The organism is Streptantibioticus rubrisoli (assembly GCF_024436055.1).
Lineage (GTDB): Bacteria > Actinomycetota > Actinomycetes > Streptomycetales > Streptomycetaceae > Streptantibioticus_A > Streptantibioticus_A rubrisoli.
This window is the reverse complement of the sequence record NZ_JANFNH010000004.1, coordinates 21512-45177: the sequence shown is the minus strand read 5'-3', so window position 1 is coordinate 45177 and position 23666 is coordinate 21512. Positions and strand designations below refer to the sequence as shown.

The window sequence follows — 23666 nt, the reverse complement described above, 5'->3', positions numbered from 1 at the left end:
GGTACGGAGCAATCCGCCCACTGCTTAGAGTGGGTCGGCCGAAGGGCGTCTGGCTGGCGAAGGATCGGGTCAGGCCCCCTTTTGGCGCCGAAAAGAGTAGAAAGGCGGCTCCCGGCCTGGTGGGCGGGAGCCGCAGGAGGCGTCAGATATGTCTCCTTCGACGCGGGTTTGGGCGTCTGGCTTCGTGAGGGCCGATGGCTTGGTGCATCAGAGAGAGGACGGTGTCGAGGTCGTCGCTCTGGTGCGGGTCGTCGGCCATGCGATTGCGGCTGCGGGTGCCGCAGCCGGTGCACTGATGGACGATCATGTATCTTTTGGCGGAGTGGTACTCGACGGCGACCGGGCGCATGAGCGCGCGACAGCCGTTGGCACGGTCTCCGGGTGTGATGTCCACGTGCTGTGAGAACAGGCAGTACGGACAGTGATTGCGGTAGCTTCCGTTGACCAGTGCCGTAACGGCCTTTCCGCAGTTCTCGCAGGTGAAGCCGGTGTTTTCGGTTGTTCTGCTGATGGTGCTCTGCTCCTCAGCGAGTCGAAGGGCTTCTTCAACTCGGAGGCGCAGGGTTCCGTTCGCTCTCCCCTGGCAGGGTCGCAGGCTTGACTGGGGAGTGACGCGGTTCACCGCCGCTGTCGGTAGGCGATTACTTCCGGCTCCAGCTTCACCAGAGAGTTTGTGTGCAGCTCTGGATCCGGACCACGACCGGGTTTAACGGGTTTGTCCCGGCCACTGTCACGCGGGTGTTCCACGTGCCGCCGGTAGGTGTCCATCCAGTCTCACTGCCGTCGGCGTCGTCCCCCGTCAGGCACCGGCAGCCGCATACTTCGCGATCACGCTACCTCCTCGATCTTCCAGACTCCGTCGCCTTGGTACGGAGGTCTTCGTCCAGTTTATGTGGGTCCGAGACCGTCCGGCGTCTGAGGATTTGCTGGCAGGTTCCTCGACGGGGCGCAGGAGCACGTCCACCGCCTGCCGCGGGCGGCGACCGCCTATGCGCTGGCGCTGATCCCGGCGATGAGAGGGATGCCCAGCCATATCAGTGCCTGCATGGAGATTCTCCTTGGGCCGACGTGGGGGTTGGGCGCTCTGCCTCGGGTCTTGGGCTGTGACAGGGCTGGGGCACTGGGTGGAAAACCGCTGGCCAAGTCCTCTACTACCAGCTCACGGTGTGGTCTAGGGAGGTCAGAACGGCCAGCATTACCAAGTCCGCCGCCCCAAGGCAGATTCCAAGGCGGGCACGAGCGCGGCGGGTGGTGCCGCGAAGAAGAGCAAGACCGCCGAGGACGATGGCCGCGGGGCCGAACAGCACGTTGAACACCAGAATGCCCACCAGGCCGAAGATGAACGACGCGGCGGCCATACTGTTGGCGTACCGCAAGGAGGCCGGTCGGTCGCGTACGGGCGTTTCGGTACCCATATCCTCTCCTTGGACTCGATTAGCCCGTGGTCAGTTGGTTCGATCGTGAGACTGTCGCCGGCGCACGAGGTAGATCACCAGCCAGCCGACGATGACGGTGGCGATGGCAACGGTCGCGGGCAACGGCAGGTGTACCACCGCGCCCAGAAGAACGCCGAACAGCATGAACGCGGCTACGAGGAAGATCATCTCCATACCTCACTCAATGAATTGGCGGGAGCCAACCGGAGGCGCAGTCGCGCAGCACCAGCGGATGAGGCTTCAGCAAAGGCCATCTCGCTCCCGTTCGTTTCACCCCTGACCACACACCGCCCGTCTAACCGCGAGTGCGCCTCCCCGGCGAACGTCGGCGCATGCGCCACCGCCTCACCGCCGGGCCCGCCGGAGGGCGGTCGCCGCGTTCCGCCTTCGCCAGTTGGGCGTTGAACTGGGCGCCCAGCAGCAGGGAGAGGTTGGAGAGCCACAGCCAGACGAGGAACACCGCGACGCCCGCGAGCGAACCGTAGACGCGCTGGTAGGTGCTGACGTGGGAGGCGTACGCGGCGAAGCCAGCCGACGCGGTCAGCCACAGCAGCACCGCCACCACCCCTCCCGGCGCCATCCGGCGCAGAGGCCGGGAGGCGGCGGGTCCGGTACGGAAGACCACCAGTGTCAGCACGACAGCCAGGCACAGCACGGCGGGCCACCGCAACAGCTCCCACGCGGCGAGTGTGGCACCGTCCAGGTCCAGCAACCTGCCCAGCCGACGGGCGGTCCCGCCTGTCGCCATGAGGGTGACGGCGCTGGCCACGAGAAGGAGGATCACCAGCAGCGCGGTGATCACGATACGCAGCGCCGTGTGCCATACCGGGCGGTGGCTGTCCACCCCGTACATGGCGTGCAGGGCGCGGCGGAAGACACTGAGGTAGCTGGACCCCGACCACAGCGAGCCCGTTATTCCCAGAGCCACCAAAGTCCATGCGGTAGTCGGCTGTTGGGACATCTTCAGCAGACTTCCTCGAAGCGGCCCGCGGGAGGCGGCGGGCACCACCTGGGTGATGTGGTCGATGGCTCCCGGCGCGGAGCCCGGAACGGACAGGCCGAGCACCGACAGGACGACGAGCAGGACCGGGAAGAACGCCAGCACGGCGTAGTAGGTGAGCGCCGCGGCCCAGTCTGTGAGGTCCTCGTTCCAGGCCGTGACGGGAGTCTGCCCCAGCGCCGTCACCCAGGCGCGCCCCCTCCCGGTGAGCACAACTCCCCCTCCCACTCATGTCCTTCCCCGCTCGATCGCTCGCGCGGAGCTCACGCTCCGGGGTGATAGACGACGAGCGCCTTATGTGACTTGGCCATGCGCACCGTGCTCGGGGCACGCCTGACTTCACCGTCGTAGGCCAGGTGCGTGTCCTCGCCGAGCCCTTCGATGAGCAGGCCTTGCAGCTTCTTGGCGGAGTAGACCGGGGAACGCCCCAACGCTCCCGTGACGGCCGCCGCCATCAACCTCGTGCGGGCGAACGCGCCGGCGTCCACCACCCGCACGTCCAGCACACCGTCCGCCAGGTCGCTTCGGCGCAGGGGTGCCACTCCGGTGCCGCGATAGGCGCAGTTCCCCACGAACACCAGCCACACCAGGCGCCGTTGGCCACCGAGGACCACCGGCACCGGTTCGGCGGTGCGCAACACATGCAGCGCCGCGAGCACGCTCGCGGGCCAACTGCCCAGACGGCGCGACCAGCGTTCCCTGACGCGCACCAGTTCCGGGTAGGCGCCCACGCTGAAGGTGTTGACGAACACAACGCGCTCCCCGTCGACTCCGGTGAAGTACCCGAGGTCGATCGCGGTGGCCTGGCCGTTCCGCACAGCGCGGGCAGTGTCCTCGATCTCCTGGACGCCGAGGCTCATCGCGAGGTGGTTGCGTGTACCGCCGGGGAACACCGCGAGCGGTACGCCCTCCCGGGTGGCGATCGCCGCCGCCGCGTTGACGGTCCCGTCGCCACCGTGAACGCCCAGAGCGCCGCCCCGCTCAGCGGCAAGGCAGGCCGCCTTCTCCAGGAGTGCGGGAAGGTCGTCGTCCTCGGTCGCCTCGATCACGTGTGCCTTCGGCACGGCGGCCCGCAGCCGCTCGGCGTGCGGCACCAGAAGCGGTGGCACGCCCGAGGTGTTGTTGACTACGACGACCAAACCCTCACCGGCGTCCAGCGCCGGGGCCGCCGCGCGCGGTGGCTTCGGCTCCCGCCGATCGGATCCGAGCGCACGCACCACGACAGCGGCGGCCACCCCGATGGCCGCGCCGACCAGCACGTCACTCGGATAGTGAACGCCGGTGTACACCCTGGAGAACGCCACGGACGCCGCCACCGGTGCCACCAGCGCACCCCAGCGCGGGGATTGAAAACCCACTCCGGCCGCGAAGGCGGCGGCCGAGGCGGCGTGCCCGGACGGGAACGAGGTGGTGAACGGCTGCCGTCGCAGCTGCCGGACCACCGGAACCCCATCCCGCAGCGGACGCGGTCGGCGCACCATCCGCTTGCCCACGGTGTTCACCGCCGCCGATGCCAACGCCAGCGACGCCAACCCCCGCCCGGCCGCGCGTCGTCCGGGCGTGCCGCCGAAACCCGCGATCGCGGCGGCCGCCCCGAACCAGAGCACACCGTGGTCGGCGGCTCGGCTGAGCCGCGGCAGTGTCGATGCCGCGAACGGCCAAGGCCGGGCGGCGATCCGGCCGAACACCACCCGATCAACGGCAATGAGTCGCCTTGCTCCGGCGAGACGTCGCTTCATGGCGGTCGCTTACCCGCCTTGGGAGACGGTACGCGCGGGTATGCGCCTCCTGGGTGGCTCTCCTGCACGGCCTCCTGACCGAAACTCAGCCTCGGGCCGTCCCGGCACGGATCACTGCCTGGCGGGGACCGAGAGGGATTTGTGAATGTGTCCCGGGACCCGCTCGTGTCCCCGCCCAAGGCTGTGCTTCGCCGTCCGGCAGAGCGGCGGGACGGGCGAAGCGCTCACGTATCGGCGTGGGGCATCCACCTCCTTGCGGGGAAGGGCTCGTGCCGTTTCCTGCTCGGCCTCCCTTCTGTGCTGGCTGCGAAAGGGCCCCGCCCGCAAGGCCCGCTACGGCTTGTTCGCGATGGCACCCCGGCGCTCGCACCACCAAGGTGCAGGCACCGTTCGCCCCGCGGCTTTCCACCAGGCCCTCCTGTTACACCAGCCGTGGGCCATGCCTGGCCGCCCAGACGACCGCCCCTTTGTGGCGTACACCGCCCAAGGCGGGTTTGCCTCATGACGGGCGATCACCACCGGGCGCCGCCTGGCTTATGTGGTGAGCAGGCGGTTGAAGAACGACCGGTAGTGCCGCAGGGCCGTTCGCAGGTCCTCGGTACTCACCTGTTCGCCGCGGTGCCACTGGCCCTCCAGGCCCTCCTTGTGTTCAGCAAAGGTGGTGGCCAGAGTCTGCATGACTTCGGCGACCAGGGCATCGGCGTTGTGCACGGCCTCACGCGGGTCGTCCACGAACCTGCTTTGTATCTCCTGCCAGCGCCCCCGAAAGCTGTCCGCCTCCTCGCTGGCCAGGAGTTGGGGAGCCTCGTCTGCTTCTGTGCCCGCCATGTCCGGCGCCCCGGCGGGAGCGCCCTCGCCTGGGTAGGCGGGGGCCTCGGGTGGCGGCGCTTCGTCTGCCGTTCGCTCGCGCGCCTGGGCGAGGTCTTCGGTGGACAGGCCGCTTTCGGCGGGATAGGGCGTGTTGTTGTCGCGTCGCATCGGCGTCCTCCGTCTCTTCGCGCTGCCGAGGGTCAGGCGCGGGCGTGCCGGGCTTGGCCACCGTCGGAGAGCAACTCGTCGAAAAGGCTGCGGTAGTGAACCATGGCACCCCGCAACTGCTCGGTGGTGGCCTTGTGCTGGACGCTGAGGGTTTCGACCTCGTGGGCCGCCCGGTAGTGTTCGAGCGTGCGCCCGTGCTCGACCGACAGGTCCTTCATCTGCTGCTCGAAGCCTTCGGTCGGGTAGCCGCGCTCGTGCATCAGCGAGGTGACCAGTTGGTCCGCGTCCCGCACGGCAACCTCTGGCCGGTCCACGAACTCCTGCTGCACGCGGGTCCACTCCCCCGCATATCGGTCCCGTGTGGTGCTGGGCAGCGGCTTGATATCCAACGCGTCATGGCGCTTCTCACGCGCGCTGAGCTCGCGCTCGCCCGCCAGACGGCTGTCCGCGTCTTCAACGGTTCGGTCGTACTCGGGGCCGAAGCGCTCCCGCAGATGGCGGCGACGGATCACCAGTGCCGTCGCCCCTGCGATCAGAGCGATCACCACCACGAGGGGGATGATGATCTCCAGAAGCGTTCCTGTTGACATCGGGCCACTCCCTCACAGGCTTCGCCCAATTTGACGCATTTTCGCTCTGTATGTACTGACTCTACGCCGAGCCCGGCACCTGGGCGCAACAGCAGTGATCTCAGGGGTTGTCCGCGCTGGTCACGGTCACCTTCCACACCGGCCCGCTCCGGCCGCCAACGCCACCATCGTCTGCCCGGGCGGCCTCCGGCCGCCACCATGTGGCTGACCGCCGCTGCTGGCTTCGCCTGTATGCCTCGCCGCTGGGCGCCTACAGCCCCCTATCGCTCCTGGCTGGCTTCGCGGTCCTTCCGAGCTGGCCGTGGCTCCCTGACCTCGCCCGCTGATCGGCTCACGGTTCACCGCCGAACTCGGCAGGCCCCGGGCCGGTTCGGCCAGCCTGGGCGCGCCACGCTCGGGCTACCCGTCACCCGCCCGGCCCCCGCTCCCGGGCGCCTCCGTCAAACACGTCCGCACTGTAGAGACAGGTGACCCGCACGACACGACAGCGGCGGAGCAGGAGCAGGCAGACAGGCGGCGGGATCGACGATGAGCGGCGACGAGACCACACCGGCCGGGCACCATGAGGGCGGCGGCCTGATGTGTCTGGTGACCGGCGCGACCGGCTACATCGGCGGCCGACTCGTACCCGAGCTCCTCGACGCAGGCCACCAAGTGCGCTGTCTGGTCCGTACCCCACGCCAACTGCGCGACCACTCCTGGGCCGACCAGGTGGAGATCGTCCAAGGCGATGTCACCGACCCTGACTCCGTCGCACGGGCCATGCGCGGCGTGAACGTGGCCTACTACCTCGTGCATGCCCTCGGCACCGGGCGCGGCTTCGAGGACACCGACCGCAAGGCGGCCCGCGTCTTCGGCGAGCAGGCCCGCCGGGCAAGCGTCGGCCGCCTCGTCTACCTGGGCGGGCTGACTCCCGAGTCGGTGCCCGAGCGGAAGCTGTCGCCCCATCTGCGCTCCCGCGCCGAGGTCGGCCGCATCCTGCTCGACTCCGGCGTGCCGACCGCCGTGCTGCGCGCCGCCGTAATCATCGGCTCCGGTTCGGCCAGCTTCGAGATGCTGCGCTACCTCACCGAGCGGCTGCCGGTGATGGTCACACCGCGCTGGGTGCACACCCGGATCCAGCCGATCGCCGTGCGCGACGTTTTGCGCCTGTTGACCGGCAGCGCCGAACTGCCCCAAGAAGTCAACCGCACGTTCGACATCGGCGGCCCAGACGTGCTCACCTACCGTGACATGATGCGCCGCTACGCGGCCGTGTCCGGCCTGCCCCGGCGGCTGATCCTGCCCGTGCCCGTCCTCACCCCCGGCCTGTCCAGCTACTGGGTGGGCCTGGTGACGCCGGTGCCAGCCCGGATCGCCCGCCCCCTGACGGAGTCCCTGCGGCACGAGGTGGTGTGCCGGGAGAATGACCTCGAACGCTACGTGCCCAATCCTCCCGGCCATCCCATCGGCTTCGACGGCGCCGTCGCCCTGGCGCTGCGGCGCGTCCGCGACGCCCAGGTCACAACGCGCTGGTCGTCGGCTTCCCTGCCCGGCGCACCCAGCGACCCGATGCCCACCGACCCCGACTGGGCTGGCGGCAGCCTGTACACCGACGTGCGCGAACGCGACGCCGAGGTCGCGCCGGAGGCACTGTGGGACGTCATCGAGGGCATCGGCGGCGAGAACGGCTGGTACTCCTTCCCGCTGGCCTGGGCCGTGCGCGGCTGGCTGGACCGGCTGGCCGGTGGAGTCGGGCTACGCCGGGGTCGGCGTGATGCCCGACGGCTGAGGGTGGGCGACTCGCTGGACTTTTGGCGGGTGGAGGAGATCGAACGCGGCCGACTGCTGCGGCTGCGTGCCGAGATGCGCCTGCCCGGCCTGGCCTGGCTGGAGATGCGGGTGGAGCGAGCCGACGACGGCGCAGCGGGCAAGGTGCGCTACCGGCAGCGGGCGGTGTTCCATCCGCGCGGTTTGCTGGGCCACCTGTACTGGTGGAGCGTCTCGCCGTTCCACGCGGTCGTCTTCGGCGGTATGGCCCGCAACATCGTCCGCGCGGCCGAGCGCCTGGGCGCAGCGCGACCGCGTCCGCAAGGCCCGCCCCGGCCAAGGACCTGAGCGAGCCCACCGGTTTCCGACGCCCCCTGAAAGGGGCTGACGCCATGTAGGTCGCGGTTGCGCTGGCCGACGAAGTAGGCCAGAAGGCTGCCCGAGGTCATTGGAAGCTGGGGGCGGTTGGTGTTTCGCGCCACCGCCGCCGAGCCCCTGGGCAGAAAGCGGGTTCAAGCGCACGGTCAAGCCTGCGGCGGACGGCCACCTCGGCGGCTTCTACGGTCAGGTGAAACCGGGCGCAGCAACGGGCGGGGGCACCAGGCCACGTCCGCGCCCTTTGCTTCCATCTCCCCGCCCGGGGAGGACCTGTTGCGGACCGAGGAAGTCCTTGCTCTTTTCCTCAGCGGCGCGGGCGTCACCCTTGGCCTTCTCGGCTTCGCCCTTGGCGGTCAAGGTGTCGTCGCCGACAGTCTTGCCCATGGCCTTCTTGACTGCGCCTACTGTCTTTTCGATCTTCGCCCCGGCCTTCTGCTCGGCACTCATATCCCGTGCCTCTCACCGATTTCATTCCAGCGTGTGATCCCACATCACCTCACCACTTACGAGACTGACAAACCCCCCACTTGCAGGAATGATCACCCACGGTGCGGGCAGTGGCTGTGATGGAGGTGTATGACAATGGGTCCCTTGCTTTTGGTTCTGCTGCTTGCTCTGATCCTCTTCGGCGCGGGCTTCGCGCTGAAGATCCTTTGGTGGGTCGCGGTTGTGGTCCTGGCCATCTGGCTGCTCGGATTCTTGGTCCGCGCAGGTGAAGGTGCGAGCCGGTCCCGCTGGTACCGATGGTGACCCTGACACCAGTTCACTTCGGGACAGCCGGGTGGACACCCTCGAAGGAGGGGGTCCACCCGGCTGTTTGGCAAGTGCGGCCGATTTTCCAAGGTGGGGGTACCACCCTGGCTGGGCGGTCCTCGTCCAGGCACCCAAGTGCCCCGCGAGGGGCTCGCAGCCCGCCGCCCCCATCGCTGGGAGGGAACTTCTTGCGTCGCGCGCTGCGCCTATCCGGTGCGCCACAGGACATGACCACCTTTCGTCGGCCGCTGTCGTTGGCGTCGCGGCGGGGGGTTGAAGCGCCTTGCGACGACCGTGGCAGCGACCGCTGCGGCTGACAGAGCCCTACTTGTGGGTGGTGTGTCCGAACATCGGAACTGCCAGTTCCACAACAAGCCATACGCAGAACAGTGTGGCAATCGCAACGAGGACTGCGGTCGTCAAGGTGGCGGGATGGCGGATGATGGGCCTTTTCACGGCTTCCTCCGTCCTTGGTGCGGCCGGTTCTTCCGATCGGATCTTGTGGCTCACTCCTCCCCGTGAAAGCGCGGCCTATCCCTGCGGGGCCGCCGAGGTAGTCCCTCGCCGGATCGGCGCTGTGTGCCGGAGGTCGGTATCTGCGCTAGTCAGACGGTGGCTTGGGTTCGGCCGGTGCATGATGCTGTACGCGCTCGTGGCACGGAGGGCGGTGCTGTTCTCCTTGACCGACCCCCAAGTAGCTGTCGCGTGGGAAGACGACCAACGGTAGGTCGCCAGCTGCAACGACGGCTTGGTCGATAGACAGCCCAAAAAAACAGACACCGAACTTCCTGCGGCAAGCGCCATGTTGCTGTGCGCGTAACAGGGGAGATCGTTCTCCGCTCTGTTGTCGAGAAGGAGGGTCACCCGGCTGTCAACTTCCATGCCGGGCGGCCCTGTTACTGGCTTTAGAAGAATCCTTGTTTCTTGGGGTTGTAGCTGCAAAGGATGTTCTTGGTCTGCTGGTAGTGGTCCAGCATCATCTTGTGGCCCTCCCGGCCGATGCCGGAGTTCTTGTAGCCGCCGAAGGCCGCGTGTGCGGGATAGGCGTGGTAGCAGTTGGTCCACACCCGCCCCGCCTGGATGGCGCGGCCCGCCCGGTAGGCGGTGTTGCCGTCCCGGGTCCACACTCCCGCGCCCAAGCCGTACAGCGTGTCGTTGGCGAGCGAGATCGCGTCGTCGAAGCCGTCGAACGGGGTGACCGCGACGACCGGGCCGAAGATCTCCTCCTGGAAGATCCGCATCCCGTTGTGGCCCTCGAAGATCGTCGGCGCCATGTAGTAGCCGCCGGAGAGCGCGCCGCCGAGGTCGACGCGCTCGCCGCCGATGAGCAGCTTGGCGCCCTCGGCGGTGCCGATGTCGATGTAGGAGAGGATCTTCTCCAACTGGTCGTTGCTGGCCTGGGCGCCCACCATGGTGTCGGTGTCCAGCGGGTTGCCCTGCCGGATGGAGCGGGTCCGCTCCAGGCAGTCGCCGAGGAAGCTGTCGTAGACGCTGGACTGGATCAGCGCCCGGGACGGACAGGTGCACACCTCGCCCTGGTTGAGGGCGAACATGGTGAAGCCCTCCAGCGCCTTGTCGTAGAACTCGTCCGGCTCGCGCGCCACGTCCGCGAAGAAGATGTTGGGGCTCTTGCCGCCCAGTTCCAGGGTGACCGGGATGATGTTCTGGCTCGCGTACTGCATGATCAGGCGGCCGGTGGTGGTCTCGCCTGTGAACGCGACCTTGGCCACCCGGGAGTTGGCGGCCAGCGGCTTGCCCGCCTCCACGCCGAAGCCGTTGACGATGTTGACCACGCCCGGCGGCAGCAGGTCCTGGATCAGCTCGGCCAGCACCAGCACCGAGGCCGGGGTCTGCTCGGCGGGCTTGAGCACCACGGCGTTGCCCGCGGCGAGCGCGGGCGCCAGCTTCCACGCGGCCATCAGGATCGGGAAGTTCCACGGGATGATCTGGCCGACCACGCCCAGCGGTTCGTGGAAGTGGTACGCCACGGTGTCGTCGTCGAGCTGCGCGATCGAGCCCTCCTGCGCCCGGATCGCGCTGGCGAAGTACCGGAAGTGGTCCGCGGCCAGCGGGATGTCGGCGGCGAGCGCCTCGCGGATCGGCTTGCCGTTGTCCCACACCTCGGCGACCGCGAGCCGGGTCAGGTTCTGCTCGATCCGGTCGGCGATCCTGCCGAGCACGGCGGCTCGTTCCGCCGGTGCGGTTCGGCCCCAGCCGGGCGCCGCCGAGTGGGCGGCGTCCAGGGCGAGTTCGATGTCCGCGGCCGTGGAGCGGGCGACCTCGGTGAACGTCTCCCCGGTCACCGGGGTCGGATTCTCGAAGTACTGGCCGTCCACCGGGGCGGTCCACTGGCCGCCTATCCAGTTCTCGTACCGGGAGCGGAAGGTCACGGCGCTGCCGGGTGTGCCAGGTGCCTGGTAGACCGTCATACGGCTGCCTCCTCGGGGTGTTCCGGGCCGCGTGTGGCGGGCCGGACGTTCCTGGATGGAGCGACGTTCCTGGATCGACCGCACGCTACCGCCGCTCCGCGGGCTCGGCCATGAGCTGGAACGGATCCCGCCATGGAAGGGTTCGCCAACACAGGTGCGTCCTGCGCGCGTTGACCGCACGTACCAGACAAGTCGCTCGCCGTCGCGGCGGGTTCTACCGCTGCGCCCGCGACTGTGGTGGTTCCGGCAGTTGGACAGGCTCAGACGTTGAGCCGCTCCCCCGGCATGATCAGGTTCGGGTCGTCACCGATGACCTGCTTGTTGACGGCGTACAGGTGCTGCCAGGTGGTGCCGTGGGCCGCCGCGACGGCGCTGAGGGTGTCGCCGGAGCGGACGGTGTAGTCACCGTGGCCCGACTCGGCCGCGCGGGTGGCGGACCGGGTGGTGTTCGGCGCTTCCTCGCCGCGCTCGGTGGGCGCGGACTTGTACGTCGGGTGGCTGCGGTGGTGGCTCGCACCGCTGGAGTGCGGCGCCGACTCGCTGGGCGCACTGCCGTACGCCCCGGCCTGGCCAGAGCAGACCGGCCAGGCGCCCCAGCCCTGGGCGGCCTGCACCCGGCTGGCGACGGCGATCTGCTCCGAGCGGCTGGCCTCGCTGGCGTTCGGCGCGTAGTTCGTACCGCCGTAGGCGGCCCAGGTGCTCGCGCTGAACTGAAGGCCCCCGTAGTAGCCGTTGCCGGTGTTGATGTGCCAGTCGCCGCCGCTCTCACAGTTCGCGATGCGGTCCCACACACCAGAGTCGGCGGCCTGCGCCTGCCCCGCGCTGATCGCGATCGCGCTCAGCGGCACCACGACAGCCGCCCCCGCGAGCACGGCGGCCCGCGCCCTGCGGCGCAGTCCCGTCGCGGTGTTGGACGGTTCGGGCTTACGGCGCTCCGGATGTCCGGACATGAATCCCCTTCTCAACGGACCCGGGCTCCCCCTGTCGTGCCAACGGGACGTCCACCGGGCGCGTTTGCGCCCCGTGCCCGTCCCGCCCGTCCGCTGACCGCGCTGACGCGCCGTCATCCTCCGTGCGGACTGCCCGGGTGGTGCTCTGTGCACACGGCCGCCGAATCTAGGGAGCACAAGCCGCCGATATCAACCAATGCCCGGTCTGCCCAGGCCAGTTGGCGGTTACCGGCGGTAAGGTGCGCTGTTTTCCGCCCTATTGATGGCGCTTCATTCCGATACCGCGCAGCGGAACACAGCGTTCTTGTGAGGTTCTTCACGTATTCACAAGCGTGTACAACATCACAGGATCTACATGGAGTAAGGGATTCCGGGAGACCGATCACCCTACGGATACGACTAGTTGAACCCGCGCCAGTCCGCGCGTGACCCCTGCCACAGATGGCCCGTTGTCACTGCGAGCCGGGAAACTCCGGGCTCGCGCCGAACGCACCCCCGAGGAGTCACCCCGTGCCGCCCATGCTCGACGTCAGCGACGAGGTACGCGCCGAGATCGGCGACGAGGAGGCCGCCCGCCTGGTGTCAGGCGAGAACGCACCAGGCCCGTACGACTGCACCTCCTGCCGCACGCCCGGCAACACCGAACAGGAACCCACCAGCACGGTGCTGTTCGTCGGCGAGGAGACCGCGGTGCTCGCCTTCGCGCACGCCAGATGCATCCCGTCGCAGGTCGTACCGGTCTCCGAGGAGCAGTTGCAGGTCGCCGTGCGCAGCATCACCGGCGACAGCCCCGCCGTCGCACCGCAGCCGCAGCCGCAGCACCAGCACCAGCCGCCCGCGCCCGCCGTCCCGCCGACCCCGGAGGAGCAGGCGGTCCTGGGCATCACCTGTGGCCTGGTGCTCTGCCAGGACAACCTGCACCCGGCGCTGGTGGTCGAACCCACCAGCCCAGTCGCCCGCCCGGGCAACTCCTCCCACGACGAGTTCCTGGTACTGCTCCGCGAGGCGGGGTTCCACCCGGTCAGCAACCTGGAGATCCCGCCGCCCGAGCTGACCGGCTGGTCCGTGCTGATGGCGATGGGCAAGCTGCACGCCGTACTGCAGGGCGGCCCGAACGCCGCCAACGCCTCCGCCTGGTGGCAGGCGCACCAGCCGCTGCCGGTGAGCGAGGGCTGGCGCAGCGCGGCCAACCGCTCCAACAAGGTGTTCGTCTACGCCGCGCCGGCCGGCACCATCGGCCGCCAGCCGCGCGAGGACCTGCTGCGCGACGCGCTGGACCGGGCGGCGAGCACCGGTCAACTGGTCGGCGGCACCATGCCGCTCGCCGGTACCTGAACCAGCCGACCGGCACGAAGGCCGGAGTACCCCGTTCGGGGGTACTCCGGCCTTCGTCGTTCCGCGTCGGCCCTTGTCACAGGGCTTTTGCCCAGGGAACGGTCATTTCGCCCCGTACGGCCCGCATCTCGGATGTACGGGAATCGTTGGTACATACGTGCACACCTACGACACCTTCTCCCGAGGCCCGTACCAGAGCCAGATCCCGCCCATGCGCTCGCCGCACGACTCGCTCGCGGGCTCGGCCACCCCGATCTACGACGCGCTGTACTCCGAGTACCGGCGGATGTTCCGGGCACTGCCGGGCGACCGCACCGGCGAAGAGGAACTCCAGTTCAACAGCAGCGGCCCATGGCCACAGCACGAACAGCGGGCCATCACCCAGTCCTACGGCCGCTACCGGCCCGCCGCGCTGCCGCCGGGGCAGTCCAACCCGTCCGGGGCCGTCGCCCCGTACGACAACCGGATGCACGGGCGCTGAACCGCGCCCGCGCACCGGGGGGCGGCTACTTCTTGCGCCCGCGCTTCTCGCGCACCCGCACCGAGATCTGGATCGGGGTGCCCTCGAAGCCGAACTCCTCACGCAACCGGCGCTCGATGAAGCGGCGGTAGCCCGCCTCCAGGAAGCCGGAGGCGAACAGCACGAACCGCGGCGGCTTGGTCCCGGCCTGTGTGCCGAACAGGATCCGCGGCTGCTTGCCGCCGCGGATCGGGTGCGGATGGGCGGCGACCAGTTCGCCGAGGAAGGCGTTGAGGCGGCCGGTGGGGATCCGGGTCTCCCAGCCCGCGAGCGCGGTCTCGATCGCCGGAACCAGCTTCTCCATGTGGCGCCCGGTGAGCGCGGAGACGTTCACCCGCGGCGCCCACTGGACCTGCACCAGGTCCTGCTCGATCTCCCGCTCCAGGTAGTACCGGCGCTCCTCGTCCAGCTGGTCCCACTTGTTGTACGCGATCACACAGGCCCGGCCCGCGTCGATGGCCATCGAGACGATCCGGGTGTCCTGTACGGACAGCGTCTCGCTGGCGTCGATCAGGATGACCGCCACCTCGGCCTTCTCCAGGGCGGCGGCGGTGCGCAGCGAGGCGTAGTAGTCGGCGCCCTCGGTCAGGTGGACGCGGCGGCGGATGCCCGCGGTGTCCACGAACTTCCAGGTCTTGCCGCCGAGTTGGATCAGCTCGTCGACCGGGTCGCGGGTGGTGCCCGCCAGTTCGTTGACGACGACGCGCTCCTCGCCCGCCACCTTGTTCAGCAGCGAGGACTTGCCGACGTTCGGCCGACCGATCAGCGCCACCCTGCGCGGCCCACCGAGCGCCTCGCCGAAGGTCTGCGCGGGTGCCTCCGGCAGCGCCTCAAGCACCGCGTCCAGCAGGTCGCCGGTGCCGCGGCCGTGCAGCGACGAGACCGGGTACGGCTCGCCGAGGCCGAGCGACCACAGCATGGCCGCGTCCGCCTCGCCGGAGGGGCCGTCGACCTTGTTGGCGCACAGCACGACCGGCTTGCCCGCCCGGCGCAGCAGCTTGACGACGGCCTCGTCGGTGTCGGTGGCGCCCACGGTGGAGTCGACCACGAAGACCACCGCGTCGGCGGCCTCGATGGCGAACTCGGCCTGCGCGGCGACCGAGGCGTCGATGCCCAGCACGTCCTGCTCCCAGCCGCCGGTGTCCACCACCTTGAAGCGGCGGCCGTTCCAGTTCGCCTCGTAGGTGACCCGGTCCCGGGTGACGCCCGGACGGTCCTCCACGACCGCCTCGCGGCGCCCGATGATCCGGTTGACCAGGGTCGATTTGCCCACGTTCGGGCGCCCGACCACGGCCACCACCGGCAGCGGGCCGTGCCCGGCCGCGGCCAGGTCGCCGGCCACCTCTTCGAGGTCGAAGCCCTCCTCCGCCGCCAGCTCCATGAACTCGGCGTACTCGGCGTCGCCGAGCGCGCCGTGCTCGCCGTACTCGTGTGTGGTGTCCATGAAGTATTTCCTCGTCGTCTGTCAGCGAAGTCTTGGGTTGTTTCCTCAGCCGCGCCCGGTGGCGCGCCTGGCGTACTCCAGATGCGCCGTCAGCTGCTTCTGGATGCGGGCGGTGGCGGTGTCCAACGCGCTGCGGGTACGCCGCCCGCTGCCGTCGGTCGGGTCGAACGGGTCGCCGAAGACCACGTCGATCCGGCTGCCCAGCGGCGGCAGCGCCGGAATGAGCCGTCCGGCGCGGGCGCTGCCGAGCACCGCCACCGGTACCACCGGCGCGCCGGTGCGCACCGCGAAGTAGGCCAGCCCGGACCGCAGTTCGGCGAAGTCACCGGCGCCGCGGGTGCCCTCGGGGAAGATCCCGAGCACCCCGCCGCGCTCCAGCACACCCAGCGCCGCGCTGATCGCCGCCCGGTCGGGCCGTCCGCGGTCCACCGGCAGCTGGCCGATGCCCCGCAGGAACGGGTCCAGCGGGCCGATGAACGCCTCCTGCTTGACCAGGAAGTGCACCGGCCGCGGTGCGGTGCCGATCAGCATCGGTCCGTCGATGTTGTGCGCGTGGTTGCCCGCGAGGATGACCGGGCCGCTGGCCGGGAACCGCCAGGCGCCGAGCACCCGGGGCCGCCAGCAGCCGTTCATCAGGCCGATGCCGATCCGGCGGCCGACGGCCGCGCCGTACGGTCCGGGCACCGCGCCCTGCGTGCGCGTCACCGAGCCGCTCGCTTCTCCTCGATCAGGGTGACGATGCACTCGATGACCTGGTCGAGGGTGAGGTCCGTGGTGTCGACCTCGATCGCGTCGTCCGCCTTGGCCAGCGGCGAGGTCTTACGGCCGGAGTCGGCCGCGTCCCGCTTGGCCAGCGCGGCCTGGGTGGCGGCGAGGTCGGCCGCCTCCTTGCCCTTCAGCTCGCCGTTGCGCCGGGCCGCCCGCGCCTCGGCGGAGGCGGTCAGGAAGACCTTCAAGGTGGCGTCCGGCAACACTGTGGTGCCGATGTCCCGGCCCTCCACCACGATCCCGTTCGGCGCCGCGGCGGCGGCCGAGCGCTGCAGCTCCACCAGTCGGGCGCGCACCTCGGGCACCGCGCTGACCGCGCTGACCGCCGCGGTGACCTCCTGGGTGCGGATCGGGCCCGTGGCGTCCGCGCCGTCCACCGTGATGGTCGGGGCGGCCGGGTCGGTGCCGGAGACGATGGTGGGCTTGTGGGCGGCGGTGGCCACCTCAGCGGCGTCGTTGACATCGACGCCGTTGCTCAGCATCCACCACGTCATCGCCCGGTACTGGGCGCCGGTGTCCAGGTAGCTCAGCCCCAGCTTGGCCGCGACCGCCTTCGACGTGCTCGACTTGCCCGTGCCGGAAGGGCCGTCGATGGCGACGATCACCGGAGTTTCCACAGCTGGGGGACCTTTCGTACACGGGTGGGAGCAGAACGCCAACGACAAGGTTACCGGCCGCGGGCGGGATGCTGTCCCGGCGGCCTACTGCCTGATGGACCAGCCGCGCTCGCGCAGCGCGGCGATCAGCACCGGCACCGCCTTCGGCTCCACCATCAGTTGCAGCAGGCCCGTCTGCTGGCCGGTGGCGTGCTCCATGCGCACGTCCTCGATGTTGACCCCGGCGGCGCCCGCGTCGGCGAAGACCCGGGCCAGCTCGCCGGGCTGGTCGCCGATGAGCACCACCACGGACTCGTACACCGTGGGCGCCGCGCCGTGCTTGCCCGGCACCCGCACCCGTCCGGCGTTGCCGCGCCGCAGCACCCGCTCGATGCCCGCCGCACCGTCCCGCCGCTTGGCGTCATCCGCCGACTGCAGGGAACGCAGCGCCTCCACCGTCTCGCCGAGGTCGGCCGCGACCTCGGCCAGCACATCGGCGACCGGCCCGGGGTTGGCGGACAGGATGTCGACCCACATCTCCGGCTCGGACGCGGCGATCCGGGTCACGTCGCGGATGCCCTGGCCGCACAGCCGCACTGCGGTCTCGTCGGCGTGCTCAAGGCGGGCGGCGACCATGCTGGACAGCAGCTGCGGGGTGTGCGAGACCAGCGCGACGGCCCGGTCGTGCGCGTCGGCGTCCATCACCACCGGGACCGCGCGGCACAACGCGACCAGTTCCAGGGCCAGGTTGAGCACCTCGGTGTCGGTGCTCGGGGTCGGGGTGAGCACCCATGGGCGGCCCTCGAACAGGTCCGCGGTGGCCGCGAGCGGGCCCGACCGCTCCCGGCCCGCCATCGGATGCGTGCCGATGTACTGCGACAGGTCGCAGCCCAGCGCCTCCAGATCGCGCCGCGGGCCGCCCTTGACGCTGGCCACGTCGAGGTAGCCGCGGGCCAGCCCGGCGCGCTGTGCCTCCGCCAGCGTCCTGGCGACGTGCGCCGGGGGCACCGCGACGACCGCCAGGTCGACCGGTCCCTGCGGCTCGTCGGTGGTCCCGGCACCGAGCGCGGCGGCGGTACGGGCAGCGTCCGGGTCGTGGTCGCGGAGGTGGACGGTGACCCCGCGGCTGGCCAGGGCCAGGGCGGCGGAGGTGCCGATCAGTCCGGTGCCGATTACGGCGGCGGTTCGCATGGCGCCATTTTTCCACTGCGCCGATCCGGTGGTCGTTTCGGTCCCGGCCATGCGGGCTTCGGGCGCCGCGTCCGGTAGAACGTTGCGCATGATCTTCCATGTGGTCCCGCTGGACGACTGGCTGCGCGTCCCGGAGCGGCCGTACGCACCGCCCACGCTCGCCGAGGACGGCTTCGTGCACTGCTCGCCCGACGAGTCCACGGCGCTGGCGGTGGCCGACGCGTTCTACCGGGACGCGGTAGGCCCGCTGATGGTGCTGCTCATCGACGAGGACGCGCTGGACTCCCCGGTGCGGTGGGAGCCGCCCACGGGGGCGCCGCCGCCGGGTACCGCGCCCACCGTCCTCTTCCCGCACGTGTACGGGCGGATCAACCGGACGGCGGTCGCCGGAATGCTGGAGGTGGAACGGGATGCGGAGGGGCGGGCGCTCAGCCTGAAGCTCTGGTCCTAGCCGGACGGGCTTGGGTCCTGGTTTTTTTGGGGGGTGGCGGTGCGTTCGGACACCGCCGGACCCGGTTCGTCGTGGTTACTCGCCGTCGCGGCGGAGTCTTTCTGGGGGCAAGCCCCCAGGCCCCCAGGGGACGTGTGCGGGGGGCGAGCCTCGGGGTCTGCCGGGTGGGAGCAAACCCCCGGCAGATCGACCGCCGCGACGGTGAGCGACCACGACGCAGCAGCCCGGCGGTGTCCGGACGCCCGCAAGCCACTGCGGCGCCGCCCGCGGCACCGCGACCCACCGCACCGCAACCCACCACGGCGCGACCCGCCGCACCGCAAGCCACCGCGGCGCCGCCTGCGGCACCGCAAGCCACCGCCCCGCAAGCCACCACGGCGCGGCCGGCCGCACCGTGGCCCGCCGCGCCCCAGCCCGCCGCGGTGCGGGTCCTACAGGCCGACCTCGTTCATCAGCATGCCGACCTCCGTGTTGGTCAGCCGCCGCAGCCAGCCGGACTTCTGGTCGCCGAGGGCGATCGGACCGAAGCGGGTGCGCACCAGCTTGTCGACCGGGAAGCCCGCCTCGGCGAGCATGCGGCGCACGATGTGCTTGCGGCCCTCGTGCAGCGCGACCTCGACCAGGTAGTTCTTCCCGGTGTTCTCCACCACCCGGAAGCTGTCGGCGCGGGCGTAGCCGTCCTCCAGCTCGATGCCGTCCTTCAGCCGTCGGCCCAGGTCGCGCGGGAGCGGCCCCTGGATGGCGGCGAGATAGGTCTTGGTGACGCCGTAGCGCGGGTGGGTGAGGCGGTTGGCCAGCTCCCCGTGGTTGGTGAGCAGGATGATGCCCTCGGTCTCGGTGTCCAGTCGGCCGACGTGGAACAGCCGGGTCTCCCGGTTGGTGACGTAGTCACCGAGGCACGGGCGGCCCTCCGGGTCCTCCATCGTGGAGACCACACCGGCGGGCTTGTTGAGCGCGAAGAACAGGTAGGCCTGGGTGGCGACGGTGAGCCCGTCGACCTTGACCTCGTCCTTCTCCGGGTCGACGCGCAGGCCCTGCTCGGTCACGATCTTGCCGTTGACCTCCACCCGGCGCTGCTCGATCAGTTCCTCGCAGGCGCGGCGGGAGCCCAGGCCCGCGCGGGCCAGCACCTTCTGCAGCCGCTCGCCCTCCTGCTCGGCACCGGGGAAGGTCTTGGGCAGCTTCAGCTGCGGCTTGTCGTGCCGGGCGCGGTTGCGCTCCTCGATCTGGGCCTCGTACTCGCGCGGCCGGGCCGGGGCGGTCCTGCGGCCCTGGACGGCCTTCTTGCCGGTGCCGGGCTTGCCGGGCCCACCCGGCTTGCCCTGCTTGCCGGATCCGGCGGTTCCGTGACCGCCCACGTCGTAGCGGCGCTCCTCGGGACGGGGGCGACCGGCGCGCTTGGACTTGTCGTCGCGCTGGTTGCCCGCCCCCCGGTAGTTCCGGTTTCCGCTGTTCCTGCCGCTGCTTCGCATCAGTGTTCCGTAGTCGAGGTCGTGTCGGGGGCGTCCGGGTCGAATGACGGGATCCCTTCTGGGGACTCCGCTTCGACCGCGTCCGCCTCCGGGAGGAACGGGGCCAGCTCGGGCAGCTCGTCGAGGCCGCGCAGGCCCATCCGTTCCAGGAAGTAGTTCGTCGTCCTGTACAGGATCGCACCTGTCTCGGGTTCCGTCCCAGCCTCCTCCACCAGACCGCGCTGGAGCAGGGTGCGCATCACGCCGTCGCAGTTCACCCCGCGCACCGCGGAGACCCGGGAGCGGCTGACCGGCTGGCGGTACGCGACCACCGCGAGGGTCTCCAGCGCGGCCTGGGTGAGCCGGGCCTGCTGGCCGTCGAGCACGAACTTCTCCACCGCGGGCGCGAACTGCGGCCGGGTGTAGAACCGCCAACCGCCCGCGACCAACCGCAGTTCGAAGCCCCGCCGGTCCCGCGCGTACTCGTCGGACAGTTCGCGCAACGCGTCGGCGACCTCGCGGCGCGGCCGTTCCAGCACCTTGGCCAGGTGCTCCTCGGTGGCGGGCTCGTCCACCACCATCAGCACCGCCTCGAGCGCGGGCTTCACGTCGAGGTCGGCGACGGACGGCACTGCCGCGGGTGCCTCGTGCTGCTCAGTCATCCCGGCCATCCTTCCCTACCCCGGGTTCCTGGTCGAACTCGTCGGTGACCAGCGGCTGTCCGGTGCCCTCGCCGCCGGTCCAGCGGACCTGGAGAGCGCCCAGCGCCTGCTCCTGGTCCAGGGCGACCGCCTTCTCCCGGTACAGCTCCAGCAGCGCGAGGAAGCGGGCGACGACGGTGAGCGTGTCGGCGGCGTCGGCGGTCAGTTCCTGGAACGACGCGGTGCCCACTGCGCGCAGCCGGGCGATGACGATGTCCGCCTGCTCGCGCACGCTGACCAGCGGCGCGTGGATGTGCTCCACGTACACCGCCGGCCGGGGCTTGGGCTGCATCGCCTTGACGGCCAGCTTGGCGAACCCCTCCGGGCCGATGCTGATGGCCACTTCCGGCAGCAGTTCCGCGTGGTGCGGCTCCAGGCCGACGGTGCGGGGGTAGCGCAACCCCTCGGCGTCCAGGCGGTCGGCGAAGATCTGCGCGACCTGCTTGTACGCGCGGTACTGGAGCAGCCGGGCGAACAGCAGGTCGCGGGCCTCCAGCAGGGCCAGGTCGGCCTCGTCCTCGACCTCGGCCGCGGGCAGCAACCGGGCTGCCTTCAGGTCCAGCAAGGTGGCCGCGACGACCAGGAACTCGGTGGCCTGGTCCAGGTCCCAGTCGGCGCCCATCGCGCGGATGTGCGCGATGAACTCGTCGGTGACCTTGGACAGGGCGACTTCGGTGACGTCCAGCTTGTGCTTGGAGATCAGCTGGAGCAGGAGGTCGAAGGGGCCCTCGAAGTTCTCCAGCCGAACGGTGAACCGGCCGTCCGCGACGGCCGGTTGGGCATCCGGCACGGCCTCCGGCGCGGCGGCGACGGGCGGTTCGGACGCGGGCGGTTCGGGTGCGGGCGGTTCGGACGCGGTGGGGGCCGCCGGTTCGGTGGTCCCTGGAGGCGCCGGTTCCGGTACGGTCGCGGGCGCCGGTTCCGTGGGGCCCGGCTGTGGCGGCACGGTGTCCGTCGCCCGCCCGGCCTCCGGCTGCGAACCCGGCTCGGCCAGCGCGGTGCCGGAGTCGGCCTGCGGCGGGGCCTGGTGCGCCGCTCCTCGGCCCAGCGGGCGGCGGGCGGGGCGGTCAGCTGCGGTCATCGTGTTCCAACAGGGCGGGGCGGGTGGTCGGCCGAACCGGCACCCTATCCAGGTTCGCCACACGATGTCGCGTTTCGCGAGGGCGTCCGGCGGGCTTCCCCCCGGAAAACCGCCCTACCGCACAGCGCGCCAGCTAGCGCCCCGAAGTGGCGCGGGGCTGTGTTCATGTGCGGCTCCGCCGCGTGGGCGCGACCAGCCACAACGGCGCTGCAGACAACCGACGGCACACTGCCGCATCCCCAGCGGAGCGTCGAGCCGCACCCCCAGCGGAGCGTCTAGCGGCCGCGCAGACGGCGGACGAGGATGCTCGCGTCGCCGCGCGACTCGAGGTCGGCCAGCACCACGGCGACCGCCTCGCGCACGATGCGGCCCCGGTCCACGGCGAGGCCGTGTTCACCGCGCAGCACCAGCCGGGCGTGTTCGAGGTCCATCAGCTCCTCGGCGGAGACATAGACCGTGATCTTCTCGTCGTGCCGTTCCCGGCCGCTGGGACGGCGGTTGGGCGCGCCGCGCCGCCGACGCTCCGGCGCCGGGTGCTCCTGCGCGGGGCGGCGCTGCGCCGGGGTGGTCGGGCTGGGCGCCTCGGGGGCGTCGGAGCGGGTGTGTTCCGCGGCCGCCGTGGCCTTGGCGTCGGCCTGCTCACGGCGAGCCGCGTCCTCGCCGCCCGGCTCGTCGTCCTCAGCGCGGCGCGCGGCGGCGGTACCGTCCTCGTCGGCCGCCGGTACCGAGCGCAGCCGCTCGGCGGACGTGGTGGCGTCACCGTTGTTGTGCTGCCGGGGAGTTGACGGCTGGAGCGCCATTCCCCCTGTGGTACGGAACAGTTCGTCGGCTCCGGGGAGACTCACTCGGCGTGGCACCGGGCGAGCACCTCCCTGGCGAGCTGTCGGTACGCGGCCGCGCCAACGGAGTTGGAGGCGTAGGTCGTGATCGGCTCGCCAGCCACCGTGGTCTCCGGGAAGCGGACGGTGCGGCCGATGACGGTGTGGAAGACGTGGTCGTCGAACGCCTCGACGACGCGGGCCAGCACCTCGCGGCTGTGCACGGTGCGCGAGTCGTACATGGTGGCCAGGATGCCGTCGAGTTCGAGTTCGGGGTTGAGCCGCTCGCGGACCTTCTCGATGGTCTCGGTGAGCAGCGCGACACCGCGCAGCGCGAAGAACTCGCACTCCAGCGGGACGATCACCCGGTGCGCTGCGGTCAGCGCGTTGACGGTCAGCAGACCGAGCGACGGCTGGCAGTCGATGATGACGTAGTCGTAGTCGGCGACCAGCGGCTTGAGCGCGCGCTGAAGCGTCGACTCACGCGCCACCTCGGAGACCAACTGCACTTCGGCGGCCGACAAGTCGATATTGCTGGGCAGCAGGTCCATCCCCGGCACGGCGGTCTTCAGCAGCACCTCGTCGGCGGCCATACCGCGTTCCATGAGCAGGTTGTAGACCGTCAGGTCCAGCTCCATGGGGTTGACGCCGAGGCCGACGGAGAGCGCGCCCTGCGGGTCGAAGTCGACGAGCAGCACCCGGCGTCCGTACTCGGCCAGCGCGGCGCCCAGGTTGATGGTCGAGGTGGTCTTGCCGACCCCGCCCTTCTGGTTGCACATCGCGATGATCTGGGCCGGGCCGTGCTCGGTGAGCGGACCGGGGATGGGGAAGTACGGCAGCGGACGGCCGGTCGGGCCGACGCGCTCACGGCGCTGCCGGGCGGCGTCCGGGGCCAGGGTGGCCGCGTACTCGGGGTCCGGCTCGTATTCGGCGTCCGGGTCGTAGAACTGACCGCCCTGAAGGTCTTCCTCGTATGACGACATGGCGTGTGTTGCTTGCGTCTCCGTGCTCGAATCGGTCCGGCGTGCTTCGAAGGTGCGGACGGCAACGGACCCAACGGCTCCAAGTCCAGCCGGGCTCGGACCCTCAACGGTCATTCCTGGTTGACCACCCCCGGGAGCAAATGTCGACTCATTCACAAGTCGTCTTACCTCCTTGGTGACCAGGAAACTTCTCAATAGGTCAGCGTGACACCATGCCGACGGTTGGCGACTCTATGGCGTGTCGGCCGTTCGCAGCAACACAATCCACCGGACACGGCACGATGTGTCGGCAACCGAACACCCCGATGTCAAGGGCGTAAGGAGC

Annotated in this window: 24 protein-coding genes; 5 read left to right on the top strand and 19 right to left on the bottom strand. The window is 70.3% G+C overall.

From position 1 onward, the window contains the following. Positions 1-142: 142 nt before the first annotated feature. From NON19_RS33600 to NON19_RS06680, 7 genes are all read right to left on the bottom strand, one after another. A complete protein-coding gene (locus NON19_RS33600) occupies positions 143-622 on the bottom strand; it encodes an RNHCP domain-containing protein (protein WP_372514016.1) in 480 nt (159 codons plus the stop codon). 529 nt (positions 623-1151) lie between these two features. Continuing rightward, the gene (locus NON19_RS06705) at positions 1152-1415 is read right to left on the bottom strand and encodes a DUF4190 domain-containing protein (protein ID WP_255925717.1); all 264 of its coding nucleotides are present in this window, start codon (positions 1413-1415) and stop codon (positions 1152-1154) included. 30 nt (positions 1416-1445) lie between these two features. Then, positions 1446-1610: a hypothetical protein gene (locus NON19_RS06700; protein WP_255925981.1), complete on the bottom strand. Its 165-nt coding sequence runs from the start codon at positions 1608-1610 to the stop codon at positions 1446-1448. A gap of 121 nt (positions 1611-1731) precedes the next feature. Then, on the bottom strand, positions 1732-2649 hold the full coding sequence (locus tag NON19_RS06695) for a YihY/virulence factor BrkB family protein (RefSeq protein WP_255925716.1): 918 nt from the start codon (positions 2647-2649) through the stop codon (positions 1732-1734). A 50-nt stretch (positions 2650-2699) separates the two neighbouring features. After that, the gene (locus tag NON19_RS06690) at positions 2700-4175 is read right to left on the bottom strand and encodes a bifunctional phosphatase PAP2/diacylglycerol kinase family protein (protein WP_255925715.1); all 1476 of its coding nucleotides are present in this window, start codon (positions 4173-4175) and stop codon (positions 2700-2702) included. Positions 4176-4709: 534 nt separating this feature from the next. Further along, a complete protein-coding gene (locus NON19_RS06685; RefSeq protein ID WP_255925712.1) occupies positions 4710-5153 on the bottom strand; it encodes a hypothetical protein in 444 nt (147 codons plus the stop codon). A gap of 32 nt (positions 5154-5185) precedes the next feature. Next, positions 5186-5743: a hypothetical protein gene (locus NON19_RS06680; protein WP_255925711.1), complete on the bottom strand. Its 558-nt coding sequence runs from the start codon at positions 5741-5743 to the stop codon at positions 5186-5188. Positions 5744-6271: 528 nt separating this feature from the next. On the opposite strand from NON19_RS06680, the gene NON19_RS06675 reads away from it, so the two are divergent. Continuing rightward, positions 6272-7840, top strand: coding sequence for an SDR family oxidoreductase (locus NON19_RS06675; protein WP_255925709.1), 1569 nt, complete (start codon positions 6272-6274; stop codon positions 7838-7840). Between the two features lie 216 nt (positions 7841-8056). Here NON19_RS06675 and NON19_RS33595 read toward each other — a convergent pair whose 3' ends face one another. Continuing rightward, a complete protein-coding gene (locus tag NON19_RS33595; RefSeq protein WP_372514014.1) occupies positions 8057-8317 on the bottom strand; it encodes a CsbD family protein in 261 nt (86 codons plus the stop codon). Between the two features lie 135 nt (positions 8318-8452). Between NON19_RS33595 and NON19_RS06665 the strand changes: the two genes are divergently transcribed. Beyond that, positions 8453-8620 carry a hydrophobic protein gene (locus NON19_RS06665; protein WP_255925707.1) on the top strand — a complete coding sequence of 56 codons (168 nt, stop codon included), beginning with the start codon at positions 8453-8455 and terminating at the stop codon, positions 8618-8620. Between the two features lie 908 nt (positions 8621-9528). On the opposite strand, the gene exaC is transcribed toward NON19_RS06665, so the two are convergent. Further along, positions 9529-11052: an acetaldehyde dehydrogenase ExaC gene (gene exaC, locus NON19_RS06660; RefSeq protein WP_255925706.1), complete on the bottom strand. Its 1524-nt coding sequence runs from the start codon at positions 11050-11052 to the stop codon at positions 9529-9531. A 260-nt stretch (positions 11053-11312) separates the two neighbouring features. Next, a complete protein-coding gene (locus NON19_RS06655) occupies positions 11313-12002 on the bottom strand; it encodes a LysM peptidoglycan-binding domain-containing protein (RefSeq protein ID WP_255925705.1) in 690 nt (229 codons plus the stop codon). Positions 12003-12512: 510 nt separating this feature from the next. Here NON19_RS06655 and NON19_RS06650 point away from each other — a divergent pair. Both NON19_RS06650 and NON19_RS06645 read left to right on the top strand, forming a co-directional pair. Continuing rightward, on the top strand, positions 12513-13337 hold the full coding sequence (locus tag NON19_RS06650; protein ID WP_255925704.1) for a DUF8842 C-terminal domain-containing protein: 825 nt from the start codon (positions 12513-12515) through the stop codon (positions 13335-13337). Positions 13338-13494: 157 nt separating this feature from the next. Continuing rightward, entirely contained in the window at positions 13495-13818 is a 324-nt protein-coding gene (locus NON19_RS06645; protein WP_255925703.1) for a hypothetical protein, read from the top strand. A 25-nt stretch (positions 13819-13843) separates the two neighbouring features. On the opposite strand, the gene der is transcribed toward NON19_RS06645, so the two are convergent. The 4 genes from der to NON19_RS06625 all read right to left on the bottom strand — a co-directional run bounded on the left by der (position 13844) and on the right by NON19_RS06625 (position 17856). After that, positions 13844-15301: a ribosome biogenesis GTPase Der gene (gene der / locus NON19_RS06640; RefSeq protein WP_255925702.1), complete on the bottom strand. Its 1458-nt coding sequence runs from the start codon at positions 15299-15301 to the stop codon at positions 13844-13846. 45 nt (positions 15302-15346) lie between these two features. Further along, a complete protein-coding gene (locus tag NON19_RS06635) occupies positions 15347-15934 on the bottom strand; it encodes a lysophospholipid acyltransferase family protein (protein WP_255925964.1) in 588 nt (195 codons plus the stop codon). A 68-nt stretch (positions 15935-16002) separates the two neighbouring features. After that, a complete protein-coding gene (gene cmk / locus NON19_RS06630) occupies positions 16003-16686 on the bottom strand; it encodes a (d)CMP kinase (protein ID WP_255925701.1) in 684 nt (227 codons plus the stop codon). Positions 16687-16770: 84 nt separating this feature from the next. Beyond that, positions 16771-17856, bottom strand: coding sequence for a prephenate dehydrogenase (locus tag NON19_RS06625; RefSeq protein WP_255925963.1), 1086 nt, complete (start codon positions 17854-17856; stop codon positions 16771-16773). An 88-nt stretch (positions 17857-17944) separates the two neighbouring features. On the opposite strand from NON19_RS06625, the gene NON19_RS06620 reads away from it, so the two are divergent. Next, the gene (locus NON19_RS06620; protein WP_255925700.1) at positions 17945-18307 is read left to right on the top strand and encodes a DUF952 domain-containing protein; all 363 of its coding nucleotides are present in this window, start codon (positions 17945-17947) and stop codon (positions 18305-18307) included. A gap of 431 nt (positions 18308-18738) precedes the next feature. Here the strand turns inward: NON19_RS06620 and NON19_RS06615 are convergent, their stop codons facing one another. From NON19_RS06615 to NON19_RS06595, 5 genes are all read right to left on the bottom strand, one after another. Further along, positions 18739-19779: a pseudouridine synthase gene (locus NON19_RS06615; RefSeq protein ID WP_255925699.1), complete on the bottom strand. Its 1041-nt coding sequence runs from the start codon at positions 19777-19779 to the stop codon at positions 18739-18741. Continuing rightward, positions 19779-20420 (bottom strand): SMC-Scp complex subunit ScpB, encoded by a 642-nt coding sequence (gene scpB / locus NON19_RS06610; RefSeq protein WP_255925697.1) that lies wholly within the window; start codon positions 20418-20420, stop codon positions 19779-19781. The genes NON19_RS06615 and scpB overlap by 1 nt, the downstream gene beginning before the upstream one ends. Then, positions 20413-21540, bottom strand: coding sequence for a segregation and condensation protein A (locus tag NON19_RS06605; RefSeq protein WP_255925696.1), 1128 nt, complete (start codon positions 21538-21540; stop codon positions 20413-20415). Before NON19_RS06605 ends, scpB begins: the two co-directional genes overlap by 8 nt. Before the next feature lie 275 nt (positions 21541-21815). Next, positions 21816-22397: a hypothetical protein gene (locus tag NON19_RS06600; RefSeq protein ID WP_255925695.1), complete on the bottom strand. Its 582-nt coding sequence runs from the start codon at positions 22395-22397 to the stop codon at positions 21816-21818. Then, positions 22382-23455, bottom strand: coding sequence for a ParA family protein (locus NON19_RS06595; protein WP_255925694.1), 1074 nt, complete (start codon positions 23453-23455; stop codon positions 22382-22384). Before NON19_RS06595 ends, NON19_RS06600 begins: the two co-directional genes overlap by 16 nt. Positions 23456-23666: the final 211 nt, after the last annotated feature.

Bases quoted from the DNA above. Each gene is read 5' to 3' on its own strand.
- NON19_RS06705 (WP_255925717.1), bottom strand. From the start codon at position 1,415: ATGGGTACCGAAACGCCCGTACGCGACCGACCGGCCTCCTTGCGGTAC.
- NON19_RS06700 (WP_255925981.1), bottom strand. From the start codon at position 1,610: ATGGAGATGATCTTCCTCGTAGCCGCGTTCATGCTGTTCGGCGTTCTT.
- NON19_RS06690 (WP_255925715.1), bottom strand. From the start codon at position 4,175: ATGAAGCGACGTCTCGCCGGAGCAAGGCGACTCATTGCCGTTGATCGG.
- NON19_RS06685 (WP_255925712.1), bottom strand. From the start codon at position 5,153: ATGCGACGCGACAACAACACGCCCTATCCCGCCGAAAGCGGCCTGTCC.
- NON19_RS06680 (WP_255925711.1), bottom strand. From the start codon at position 5,743: ATGTCAACAGGAACGCTTCTGGAGATCATCATCCCCCTCGTGGTGGTG.
- NON19_RS06675 (WP_255925709.1), top strand. From the start codon at position 6,272: ATGAGCGGCGACGAGACCACACCGGCCGGGCACCATGAGGGCGGCGGC.
- NON19_RS33595 (WP_372514014.1), bottom strand. From the start codon at position 8,317: ATGAGTGCCGAGCAGAAGGCCGGGGCGAAGATCGAAAAGACAGTAGGC.
- NON19_RS06665 (WP_255925707.1), top strand. From the start codon at position 8,453: ATGGGTCCCTTGCTTTTGGTTCTGCTGCTTGCTCTGATCCTCTTCGGC.
- exaC (WP_255925706.1), bottom strand. From the start codon at position 11,052: ATGACGGTCTACCAGGCACCTGGCACACCCGGCAGCGCCGTGACCTTC.
- NON19_RS06655 (WP_255925705.1), bottom strand. From the start codon at position 12,002: ATGTCCGGACATCCGGAGCGCCGTAAGCCCGAACCGTCCAACACCGCG.
- der (WP_255925702.1), bottom strand. From the start codon at position 15,301: ATGGACACCACACACGAGTACGGCGAGCACGGCGCGCTCGGCGACGCC.
- NON19_RS06635 (WP_255925964.1), bottom strand. From the start codon at position 15,934: ATGAACGGCTGCTGGCGGCCCCGGGTGCTCGGCGCCTGGCGGTTCCCG.
- NON19_RS06625 (WP_255925963.1), bottom strand. From the start codon at position 17,856: ATGCGAACCGCCGCCGTAATCGGCACCGGACTGATCGGCACCTCCGCC.
- NON19_RS06620 (WP_255925700.1), top strand. From the start codon at position 17,945: ATGATCTTCCATGTGGTCCCGCTGGACGACTGGCTGCGCGTCCCGGAG.
- NON19_RS06615 (WP_255925699.1), bottom strand. From the start codon at position 19,779: ATGCGAAGCAGCGGCAGGAACAGCGGAAACCGGAACTACCGGGGGGCG.
- scpB (WP_255925697.1), bottom strand. From the start codon at position 20,420: ATGACTGAGCAGCACGAGGCACCCGCGGCAGTGCCGTCCGTCGCCGAC.
- NON19_RS06605 (WP_255925696.1), bottom strand. From the start codon at position 21,540: ATGACCGCAGCTGACCGCCCCGCCCGCCGCCCGCTGGGCCGAGGAGCG.
- NON19_RS06595 (WP_255925694.1), bottom strand. From the start codon at position 23,455: ATGACCGTTGAGGGTCCGAGCCCGGCTGGACTTGGAGCCGTTGGGTCC.